This is a genomic window from Pseudoalteromonas sp. SG43-7 (assembly GCF_014164295.1).
Lineage (GTDB): Bacteria > Pseudomonadota > Gammaproteobacteria > Enterobacterales > Alteromonadaceae > Pseudoalteromonas > Pseudoalteromonas rhizosphaerae.
Genome location: NZ_JACJEY010000025.1, coordinates 56,505 through 67,504 on the forward strand (window position 1 = coordinate 56,505; position 11,000 = coordinate 67,504).

General features: G+C 39.9%; 9 protein-coding genes. 5 read left to right on the plus strand and 4 right to left on the minus strand.

Annotated features, from left to right (window positions below; translation table 11 throughout):
- Positions 1-24 precede the first annotated feature (24 nt).
- From H5200_RS12835 to H5200_RS12845, 3 genes are all read left to right on the plus strand, one after another.
- A complete protein-coding gene (locus tag H5200_RS12835) occupies positions 25-1,740 on the plus strand; it encodes an autotransporter assembly complex family protein (RefSeq protein WP_404936145.1) in 1,716 nt (571 codons plus the stop codon).
- Positions 1,740-5,426 carry a translocation/assembly module TamB domain-containing protein gene (locus tag H5200_RS12840; RefSeq protein ID WP_182761624.1) on the plus strand — a complete coding sequence of 1,229 codons (3,687 nt, stop codon included), beginning with the start codon at positions 1,740-1,742 and terminating at the stop codon, positions 5,424-5,426. The genes H5200_RS12835 and H5200_RS12840 overlap by 1 nt, the downstream gene beginning before the upstream one ends.
- A gap of 306 nt (positions 5,427-5,732) precedes the next feature.
- The gene (locus tag H5200_RS12845; RefSeq protein ID WP_182717944.1) at positions 5,733-6,614 is read left to right on the plus strand and encodes a peptidylprolyl isomerase; all 882 of its coding nucleotides are present in this window, start codon (positions 5,733-5,735) and stop codon (positions 6,612-6,614) included.
- 54 nt (positions 6,615-6,668) lie between these two features.
- Here the strand turns inward: H5200_RS12845 and queF are convergent, their stop codons facing one another.
- Positions 6,669-7,514: an NADPH-dependent 7-cyano-7-deazaguanine reductase QueF gene (gene queF / locus H5200_RS12850; protein ID WP_182761625.1), complete on the minus strand. Its 846-nt coding sequence runs from the start codon at positions 7,512-7,514 to the stop codon at positions 6,669-6,671.
- 59 nt (positions 7,515-7,573) lie between these two features.
- Here queF and syd point away from each other — a divergent pair, with 59 nt between their 5' ends.
- The gene (gene syd / locus H5200_RS12855; protein ID WP_182731911.1) at positions 7,574-8,113 is read left to right on the plus strand and encodes a SecY-interacting protein; all 540 of its coding nucleotides are present in this window, start codon (positions 7,574-7,576) and stop codon (positions 8,111-8,113) included.
- 39 nt (positions 8,114-8,152) lie between these two features.
- Here syd and H5200_RS12860 read toward each other — a convergent pair whose 3' ends face one another.
- The 3 genes from H5200_RS12860 to H5200_RS12870 form a co-directional block, all read right to left on the minus strand.
- Positions 8,153-8,926 (minus strand): Zn-ribbon-containing protein, encoded by a 774-nt coding sequence (locus H5200_RS12860; RefSeq protein WP_149982924.1) that lies wholly within the window; start codon positions 8,924-8,926, stop codon positions 8,153-8,155.
- A 17-nt stretch (positions 8,927-8,943) separates the two neighbouring features.
- On the minus strand, positions 8,944-9,207 hold the full coding sequence (locus tag H5200_RS12865) for a hypothetical protein (protein WP_149982925.1): 264 nt from the start codon (positions 9,205-9,207) through the stop codon (positions 8,944-8,946).
- Between the two features lie 89 nt (positions 9,208-9,296).
- Complete coding sequence (locus tag H5200_RS12870; protein ID WP_182761626.1) at positions 9,297-9,530, minus strand: DUF2789 domain-containing protein; 234 nt, start codon at positions 9,528-9,530, stop codon at positions 9,297-9,299.
- A 144-nt stretch (positions 9,531-9,674) separates the two neighbouring features.
- On the opposite strand from H5200_RS12870, the gene H5200_RS12875 reads away from it, so the two are divergent.
- The gene (locus tag H5200_RS12875) at positions 9,675-10,316 is read left to right on the plus strand and encodes a GNAT family N-acetyltransferase (protein ID WP_182717947.1); all 642 of its coding nucleotides are present in this window, start codon (positions 9,675-9,677) and stop codon (positions 10,314-10,316) included.
- The last annotated feature ends 684 nt before the right edge of the window (positions 10,317-11,000 follow it).

Here is an 11,000-nt window from a genome sequence, read left to right on the forward strand (position 1 = left end):
TAAGGAAATTACTTGCCTAGTTGGATATTAACTCGCTTTGCGGTTGGTTTATTTTTATTTTTTTCGTTTCATGTATTTGCAGCTGCGCAAGTGGTAACTAGTTATGAAATTAATGGTATTAAGGGCGATCTTGAAAAAAACGTTGCGCTGTACTTAAAACAATTAGAAGGTGACAATGCAACCAGTACTTTGTTAAGTCATGCAAAAAAACAAGTGGCGAGTAGTTTAAAAGCACTTGGTTATTATAAACCGACCATTAAGTTAAATTATAATAATGAAACACAAACCTTAGTGGCCACTATTGAGCGCGGACCTGTAACACGAATTGCAGACGTACGTATTACTGTCCAAGGTGATGGTAAAGATGACCCTCTACTCAAGCATAGCATCAACACTATTAATTTAAATCAAGGGGATATTTTAAATCACAGTAACTATGATGCGGCGCGTAAAAAAATTGAAGGGCAATTGCTTGAGTTAGGATATTTTGATGTTAAATGGCTAGCACACCAACTCGCAATTTCATTAAAGAATAACAGTGCTGAAGTGATCCTAACGATCGACACCGGTGTTCGTTATCAATTTGGTGAGTTAGTTTTAGGTGAAGAAACTCGAGCTGAAAAATACATCCGTTCTATTGCAAAATTTCAGCAAGGTGAAGCTTATAAAGCAACCTTGGTATCTGAGTATAACTTAGCGCTTTCAACCACTCCTTATTTTGCCAGCGTACGTGTTTACGCTGATATTTCTAATCGTGCAAATAAGCAAGTGCCTATTAGGGTTGACGTGCTACACAAACCTGCCAATAGTTATGAAATAGGCGGCGGCTACAGTACAGATCTGGGGCCCAAAGTGCGTTTTAAATGGTCTAAGCCTTGGATCACTGAAAATGGCCACTACCTTGAAAGTAACTTAAATGTGTCACAGCGTCAGCAAGATATTTCACTTGGTTACACTGTCCCTGTTGATGATCCAAATGATGACTTATGGCGTTTTTCTGTTGGTTACAAGTTAGAAGATGAGTTAACTAACGACGTATACAGTAAAATTCTCACAGGGCAACTACAACGGCAATGGTTGACCAATGATAACTGGGTTCGTACCGCTTTTTTACGCCGCGATCGTGAAACATACCGAATTGGCGATACAGAGCAAAGCTCAAAAATGTTAATGCCCGGGCTCAGTTACGCTAAAAAAGTTACCGAGGGAGGCACAACACCATCATCAGGATATCAATGGCTGGTGTCGGCAGAGTTTGGCTTAAAGGACATGTTTTCAACTACTAATATCGTCAGAATGCAGATACAAAATGCTTGGTTGCAAACATACCTTGACCGACATCTGATTTTTTTAAAAGCAAATATTGGTGCAATGTTGGTTGATGATATTGATAACGTACCATTTTCACTGCGTTTTTATGCTGGTGGTGATCAAAGCGTACGTGGTTTTGCATATCAATCAATATCACCTGAAGATGAAGCCGGTCGTTTGATTGGTGGTAAATATCTAATTACAGGTACTGTTGAATATAATTACCAGTTTGCAGAAAGTTGGCGAGCAGCCTTATTTGTAGACAGCGGTACAGCGACCAATGACTTTACTGACCGTGTAGAAGTGGGGGCTGGGTTTGGTATTCGTTATTTAACACCAGTAGGCCCTGTGAGAATTGATCACGCGTGGGGACTCACTAAAGAAAGTAACAGTACACGATTAAGTATTACCATAGGGCCTGAAATTTAATGTCAAGAATGAAAAAAATCATCACCGCACTCACAGTGTTTCTTGCCTCGGTATTCGTGCTGGTATTTTGTTTATTATTTACAGCACCGGGTAATCAGTTGATTGCCTATACCGCAAACAAACTAGTCGATGGCTTACACATAGATATTAACAATGGCCGTTTTTTATATAACGATTCATTTGATGTGCGGTTTCAACAAGGTGGCTTAGATTTTAATGCTAAAAACCTAAAAATCGATCTATATTGGTGGGGATGTGAAGGTATTTGCATCGAAAATATAAGTGCGCAGAGCATGGCACTGGTATTGCCCGATACTTCACAAAATTTAGCTGATGATGAAGCGACTGTTCCAGAGCTGCCAGTTGCCAGTAGTACTGATGAAATCAGTTTACCGATAGCAATTTCGATTAAACGTATCGCAATTGCATCGTTTAAGCTTGCTCATCCCAGCGCTGATGTCACAGTGACAAAATTTGCGCTGTCAGCCTCGGCAGAGCAATCCCTTGTGACGTTAAAATCACTCTCAATTGCTCAAGTTGATGTGCTGCTCAAAGAGACTCAATCACCTCCTAGCGAACCACTAACTGCACTTGCGGCGTTACCTGACATCCATTTTAGCTCGCCGCTTGCAGCAACACTTGAGCAATTATTGGTATCGAAAGTAACGATTGTACAGGGTGAGCAAAGTCATGAAATTACAGATATTAAAGGTGCTTTCTCAATTGCAAAAAATCAACTGATATTACCTTCATTCAGTGCTGACTATTTGCAATGGCATTTGAGTAGCCAATTAAAAGCCTCCTTAGTTGATGATACGCCGGTTACGGCAAAAATAACTCTTAACAATCCAGAGCATCAGCTCAGTTTGGCTGTGGATGGTGATTTACACGATTTGCAATTAGATGTAATCACCCAAGGGCAATATCCGCTAAGTGCAAAAATAAACGCAGATTTAAAAACGATAAACTTTCCTTTTTCAGTCAATGCAAATATTACTCAGTGGCAGCTTGAAGTAGATAACAACGCTTTAGAGATTAGTGATGTGCAGTTAACTGGCAAAGGTAATGCTGATGATTATAAGTTACAGCTAATAGCACAAAGTCAGTTGGCGGCATACCCAAAGGTACAGTTAAAGTCCTCTCTTAAAGGTGGCCTAACCCAGATCCACGTCGATGACTTGTCATTGTTAGCGAACGAGAGTAAAGCCACTATTACAGCGTCTGCGCGTTGGGATGAAGGTATCCATAGTGAGTTTTCAGGGCAATTAACTCATTTGAAAGCCCAGTACCTAACAGATGCGCTAACAAGTGATCTTTCAGGGCAATTTAACGGTGTTTTCAGTGCTAAGCAGCAGCAATGGCAGCTGAAAATGACCAATACTCAGCTAGCTGGTACGCTGAACGATATACCATTTAGCTTTGCCTCAGACTTTGATTTAAATAACTCACTGTATGCAAGTATTGATAAGTTTGAGCTTGCCAGTGGTGAAAATAAACTTACATTATCTGGTGATATCACTAAGCAGTGGAATATTAAAGGGCTGTTACATTTAAATAAAGCGCAGCAAAATGAACTCGAATTTACCGGCGTTGGTGAAGGTAAGCTTGCGATAACTGGGCAACGATTGGAGCCGATAGTTAATTTAGATGTTGGCATCAGTCATTTAAGCTTTGCTGATATTGCGATTGAACATTTAGCGCTCAAAACAGACTTTAATTATGCCGCTGATTGGCAAACCAATGTGAGTTTAAAACTCACCGATGCGAGCGTATCTGGTCGTCATATCAACAGTTTTACTATAGCAGCTGCAGGTGATAAAGCTGATCATCAACTGCAACTTAATTTAGATGCCGCTGACGGAGAAGCTCAATTTGAAGTTGCTGGTAAATTTATTAATCAAGTATGGCAAGGCCGTGTCAGTGATGTATTACTTACTGATAATGTTATTCGTGTTAGCACACAACCGGCGGTTGCAATTGAATTTAATATCGACAATGGCGATTTTTCGGTGCAGCAACATTGCTGGAAAAGTGACAATAGCAAACTTTGCGTTGAGCAGCTTAGCCAAACTAACCAACAAGGTCAGTTTAAAGCGCAACTGGATAATTTTGATCTAGCCGAAATAAAACATTTATTACCTGAGAATATTATTACCGAAGGGGGCTTGAACGGCCAACTAAATGCGAATTGGCAAAACACTCAATTACAAACTTTAACAGCAGCAATTAGCTCACATGATTTGGCGGCTACGCTTATAAATGAAGATAAGCGCTATCGTTTACCAATAGAAACGTTTTCGCTTAACGCCACCGCGGGTCAACAAAATGCACAATTGCAGGCTCGTCTAAGTTCTAGTGTGATTGGTGATATCAGTGCTGACCTCAATGCTGAAGATTTAACTGGTCAGCAATTGCTTCGTGGTCAACTTATGATTGATAAGATTTTATTAACCGATTTACAGCCTTTTATGGGTACTCTAGAGCAATTAAAAGGCAGTATTAGCGGGCAAATTGCGTTAGCTGGCACGCTCAGTGCGCCATTGTTAAATGGTGAACTTGAGATTTCCGACGTGAATTTACAAGGCGAGCAACTTCCAGTCGCGATTGTGGATTCAAATATTAGTATCGCATTTGATAAAACCAAAGCGACCTTAGAGGGTCAGTTAAAAGATGCTGAAGGCGGTGACTTAGCACTGACCGGTGATATTGATTGGCAAGGGACTCAACCTGCAGTTAACTTAGCGGTACTTGGTGAGCAGTTTTATGTGCGTGCGCAGCAAGGAGTGATTTTTAAGATCTCCCCAGACTTAAAAATAAGTTTAGTTGATAATGCTTTTAAACTAGCAGGGCAAGTGGTTGTCCCGTATGGTCGAATAGAAATCGAAGAGTTACCAGAAGGCGCTGTGCGAGTCAGTGATGATGAGATTATTATTGATAAGCAGACTAAGCAAACGCAAGCAGTGCCTTTTGATTACGATATAAACTTAAAGCTAATTGTTGAAAACGATGTGCGTATAAAATCTTTTGGTTTGGAGTCAAAAATTGAAGGTGATTTAGCGATTAAAATGGATCAACAAACGCCAATGATCACCACCGGTGAATTGAATTTACGACAAGGGACATATCGTTCATTTGGTCAAGATTTGATAATTCGCACCGGGCAAATTGGTTTTAGTGGCCCAATTGATAAGCCGTACTTAAATATTAAAGCGATCCGTAATCCAGCCAATACAGCTAATGATGTTATTGCCGGGATCACTTTAACAGGCAATATCGACCAGCCTGTATTCAAAGTGTTTTCAGAGCCTGCAATGGATCAAGCACAATCACTCGCTTACTTGTTAAATGGTCAACCATTAGGTGAAGGTGATAGCTCAACCGATGCGATGTTAACTCAGTTGTTGCTATCGCAAGGGGTGAGCCGCAGCGAAGGAATGGTTTCTAAAGTTGGTGAAACGTTTGGTTTATCTGATGTGAGTTTGAGCTCTAAGGGTAGCGGCGAGGAAACCAAAGTTGAAATTTCGGGTTACGTTGCGCCAGGCATTCAAGTGAAATACAGTGTGGGGATTTTTGACTCCCTTAGTGAAGTGGCTGTACGCTATCAGTTACTGTCGCAGTTATACATTGAAATCACCAGTGGCCTGTATCAAAATGTTGATATTCTTTATAAATTCGATTTAGATTAATGGTCATGATGCATTGAGAGCCTATATTTTAGCTTATTTATTTTGTTCTTTTAGTAGCTTAGCTAACACGCAATTAAGTGTTAGCTAAGCCGAAGGTCATCCTTATCCTGCTGAGTTACTCGCACTGGTATTAAGTAAGTCTGCTATCACTATTGCGCAAGCTAATTTAAAAAATCGTCTAATTGTTCAGCTTCGCAATCCCTTATTGCCGCGCAGTGCGCCGATTCAGCAACAACAATTTTGGCTTGATAAAAAAACCTTAACCCAATAATGTAGCACCACTAATAATAAAAAAAGTTGTGGGATATGTTGAAAAAATCATGCTTAGCTGCGGTTGCGTTAATCTTGAGTCAAACAAGCGTGGCAAACACGGTTGAACAACCAACAGTCAGTGATGTAATGAGTAATGTAAGCGCATCAGAATGGCGAATGGTAGACACTGATAATATCATTAAAATTACTCTACCTTCGGGCGCGGCGTATATTGAACTTAATCCATTACTTGCACCAAAACACACACAGAATATAAAAAAACTTGCTCGTGAAGGCTTTTATAGAGGTTTGAGTGTTTACCGTTTTGTGGAAGGTTTTGTAGCCCAAGGCGGTGATGCCAGTGGTAAAAAAGTAATTAACACTGCAAGTAAAGCTGTACCTGCTGAGTTTTATTTAGCGACTAAAATGGCACTTAAAATTACCGAACTGGATAGAGAAGATGGTTACGCTGCAATCACGGGGTTTTTAAATGGCTTTGCAGTGGCACAAAATGAAGCGCAAACCCAAACTTGGCAAGTACATTGTAACGGTATATTTGCGATGGCAAGGGATAATGATATTAACAGCGGTGGCACTGAGTTTTATGTCACATTAGGTCATGGACCTCGTTACTTAGATAGAAATATTACCGTATTTGGCCGGGTGCTAGAAGGCATGGCTCATTTTAATCTGCTCTCACGCATAGAAACAGCAGGAGAGAAATTTAATCCAATAACGGATCTGCAAGTTTTAGCTGATATAAGCAAAGAGGACCTGAGTCAATTTAAGATGCTAAAAACAGATTCTAATAGTTTTAAAATGTTGATTAAAGCGCGTCAAAATCGCAGTGAAGCATGGTTTGTAGAAACGCCTAATTATGTTGATGTATGCGGTATGTCAATACCAACTAAAAGAGTTAGTGAGCTAGAAAGTTAGCGAGTTGAAAATTAACCCCGAGCGGGCTCGGGGTTCTATACAATAAAATGACTATTATTGGCGGTTTATTTTCACGTTAAATGGTATTGTATCGTGATCTGTGGATCGATATGGGTTGATATCAAGGCCACCACGTCGGGTGTAACGGGCATAAACTTCAAGCTTGGTAATCTTCAATTGCGTGATTAAGTCACAATAAATACGCTCAACACATTGCTCATGAAACTCATTATGAGTACGAAAAGAAATCAAATACCGCAATAAAGACTCTTTACATACTTGCTCACCGGTATAGCGAATAATAATACTCGCCCAGTCAGGTTGTGAGGTGATCAAGCAATTAGATTTTAATAAGTGACTGTGCAGTGTTTCAGTCACTGTATTTGTCGCGATCGCTTGTAAAGAGTTAGCATGTAAATGGTAGTTATCAATTTCAATGTCTAAGTCGTCAATGCACTCACCAGGCAACGGCGTACAGGGTAAACAGTTATAATCACTCGGGCTGTACAAAGTAACATTGACGGGCTTTGCTACTGCTGTCGATAGATCCGCAGTTAGAATAGCCTGTACGTCATCAATTGAATCAAAACGGCTTTGATTAAAGCTATTTAAATATAACTTAAAAGACTTTGATTCAATGATATGGCTACTTTGACAAGGAAATTCAAAGGTGGCCACGGCAACCACAGGTTTACCTTTTGCGTTTAACCACGACAGCTCATAGCCAGTCCAAAGATCTTGACCTTTAAAGGGTAAGGCACTTTCATCAATGTTTAAATCATCGCGGTTAAGTTTACGTGCGATCGGAAACAATAAGCTCGGTGTGTAGGTATCTACATACTCGGTTGACTGGCCAAGTACGCTGCCTTTTAGTTCAGGTGAATTGCTGTAATCTGTCATGTTACGTCTTTTATAGTTACAATAGCGCCATTATACCTAAAGCTTATGAGTTTCACAGTATGAGTATTGCTACAGAATTAGAACAACTTCATCAACGATTTGCCCAGCGCCAGTTAGAGCAGACAGATTCATTACCATGTATTGAGCACGACAGTGATTGGTCAAGCCCTTGTGAGGTTGGCAGTGCGGATGCAAATGGTATGATCCAATGGCAGGCGACGCGTCGCAGTCCTACAGGCTCTTTAACTGATTTAGCAGCAGCCCTTGAGGTTGAGTTTCCACAAGCACTGAATGAGTATTATGGCGCGTTTTTCGCAGGAGCAATTACTGCCAAAATAAACCAACATAGCGTGGAGTTACTGCAAGCTTGGAATGAAGATGACTTTGATTTACTGCAGCAAAATATAACCGGGCATGTATTGATGAAGCGTAAGCTTAAGCAAGAGCCAACGGTATTTATAGGCTTAACGGATCAAGACGATTTATTAGTATCAGTATTAATTTCTTCAGGTGAAGTATGTTTGGAGTATGTCGGAAAGAAACCGCATCATACCTTAGCGGCTAATCTTGGAGAGTTTATTGCAGCACTTGAAATATAACAATGCTAAAAAAGGGAACTGCAGTTCCCTTTTGTTTTATTACTGAAAATCCCACGATATATTAGACACTAAACCACATGGTTCACATCTAAAATCAAATAAGCCAAACCATGATTCAGGTAACTTCCACTCGTTATTACAGCCTGGGCATTTACGTTCAAGCTCAGATGCTTTGTCTTTGCCACCAACCCGATACAAATAATAATAAACTGGCTTTTTAGTTAAAAAGCTAACACGTTTGGCAATATCTTTACCGCGACGAGAAAGATCGCTATCAATGTTTGATATTTCATCTAATGCAGGAAATTCACAACGCGTTGCACCATTAATTTGAATTTGGTCGCAAGCTTGCCAGTCTTCTTGCCATTTTATTAAAGTTTTATAATCACCATTGGCAATCGCGGGTATTTTAAACAACGGAACGGGTAAAAAATCATCACCGCAATACAGCGGACTACATGTATGCACATAGGTTGTATATAAAATATAGCTGGACGGCTCATGACACTCATCTGCACCATTAGAGTGAATATCTTGGCCGATCACTTTTACTTTTGGTGCCAGCAATCCAGCGCTATGTAATTTATCAATGCTGTGTTTTACAAATGGACTGTTGTTCAGCGGGTGCATTGCATCATCAGTGGGGCACATAACACGCGTTACAAAGTAGCCATCTTTTAATACTGTTGGGAATTCTTCTCCCATTATTTGCCCATTAAAGCGCAGTGCATTAACTAAGCGGTTTATCGCTTGTTCGGCATTTTCAAGGGTCGTATCTTGGTAACAATCAAACGTTAAATCAACAACAAACATGATGGATCTCTAATTTATTATTTTTCAAGTAGTGCCAGTAAGCGGTCTAGTTTTGCTTCGATGCGATCAAGTTGACTAGAGTTGTCTACAGTCTCACTTTTTTGCTGAGGTTGTTTTGCTAAATTATGGATAGAATCAGGGTTATTTTTATATTGGCTAACAGCAGCAATAATAACAGGCAATGGAATAGGTTGTGTCAGTTTACTTTTAGTTAAAGCTACAGTAGGAATTTTGCCTTCATCAAGAAGGGCTTTAATTGCATCAAAAACAACAGCATTCATTCGATTTTTAAACTCTTTAAAGTAAGGCATAGCACTAACATGTGCTGCGCCGGGTATAATAACAGGTGGTTGGCCGTAGCCAAATACTTTTACTGCTGACGTAAACGTACATCCAGTTCGTCAATCACTTCACTCCAATCACCATCTTCTGCTAATGATTCAGCAATAAAATGTTGTTGTGCTTGATCCCAAAAAGGGGCGTCTTGTAATAATGTTGTGGCAGGTAATGAATGAGCAGTAATGAAAGTGTCAATTTCAGTCTCTGAGCTTGGTAAGCCGAGTTGTTTGAATAATGTATTGATATCGTGTTTAGTGGTATCCATGTCATGCTCCTTGATGGTAACAGTTATAGGACTTTATGATGGGTTGTTAGAGTTTAACACCCGCTGAATTTGCCTTTTAACGCAGATAGGAATATACCTATAGTTGTTGATGTACAAAAATCAAAATAATAAAAAGGACTAGCTATGACAGTTGAGACTGAAAATGAGACATTTCGAGTTCAATATATCGCTGCAGAAGACATTAGTATTGCTGCGAGCTTAATCTATCAAGCTTATCATGATGATCCGCTATTGCAACCAATGCTCAATTATAGTGAGGCGAATAAAGCCGTTTATGAAAAAAAATTACGTGCTCTGATCCGTGAAGAGCTCAGTACTTTTTGGCAAGAAAAACAGCCGCTGATTGGTTTATATAAAAATGATCGTTTAAAAGCGGTTGCGTGTGTATTCGAATCATCAAGTCAGCTGCAAGCACAGCGCTATTGGCACTGGCGTTTAAAGTTAATGCTTAGTGCTGGCTATTTGCAAACAAATCAATTAATTGAAAAAGAGCAAACGATCCGTAATGCGCTCGCAGCACAAGGAAATTACTATTTTTTAGCCTTTATCGCAGTTGATCCTCATTTTCATGGTGAAGGCCTCGGCCGTCATCTACTGCGTGGCTTGAATGATTTAGTTAGCGGTAATCCAGCTGCATCGGGTATGGCTGTATTTGTAACCCAAGATAAACATACCGCGTTTTTTGCCAGTGAAGGTTTTGTGCACTTACAACAACTGACTTTTAACAATGTACAAGGTGAACTGCTATTTAAATCAGCTCAATAGCATTGATTTAAGATAAAGCGCCATAATGGAAATGTCACTGTAGGAGATGTCTCACATTATCGTGCGCTTAAGCCTTTTATATCGCTGTGATCATGATTGATTTCATCGTAACAAACTGTTTTATAGTAAAAAAATTGTTTTTGCAAATTTGTTACATGAAAATTATTATTATTTATGACTACCGCTGAGTCCATTTTGCTTTAAACTTTACTTTGTCAAGACGACACAGACTCAATGAATGAGCTGCTGCCAAGGAAACGGATTATGGCAATTAAGCAAGATGCTTAGCAGGAAGCAAATGGACAAGTTAACACGGATGCAAGGATGAGTTAGGACACTGCGAGGATGCAGTACATTAGCGGAGCTAATGATAAGGATAGCCCAAAGGATTATATTACAGGAAGTAATAGGAGCGTTTGGAAACGCAGGACGGCCAGGTAGGCAAAGAGGATAACACTAGGATGTGTAGGATATTGCATAGATGCAATGTGAGGGTGTATTTGGATATATACCCGTTCAGGGGATAGATAAAAATGGTAGCTTCGGCGTAGGTATGGATGCCTTATTATGGACGAAGTCAGATTGGGGCGTAACTATATGTTACGCCTTAGTTTTTTATAGTTAACGTGAAATGATTAAATATCAGTGTGCGCTGCTAACTCGCTAACTTGCTAACTCGCTAAC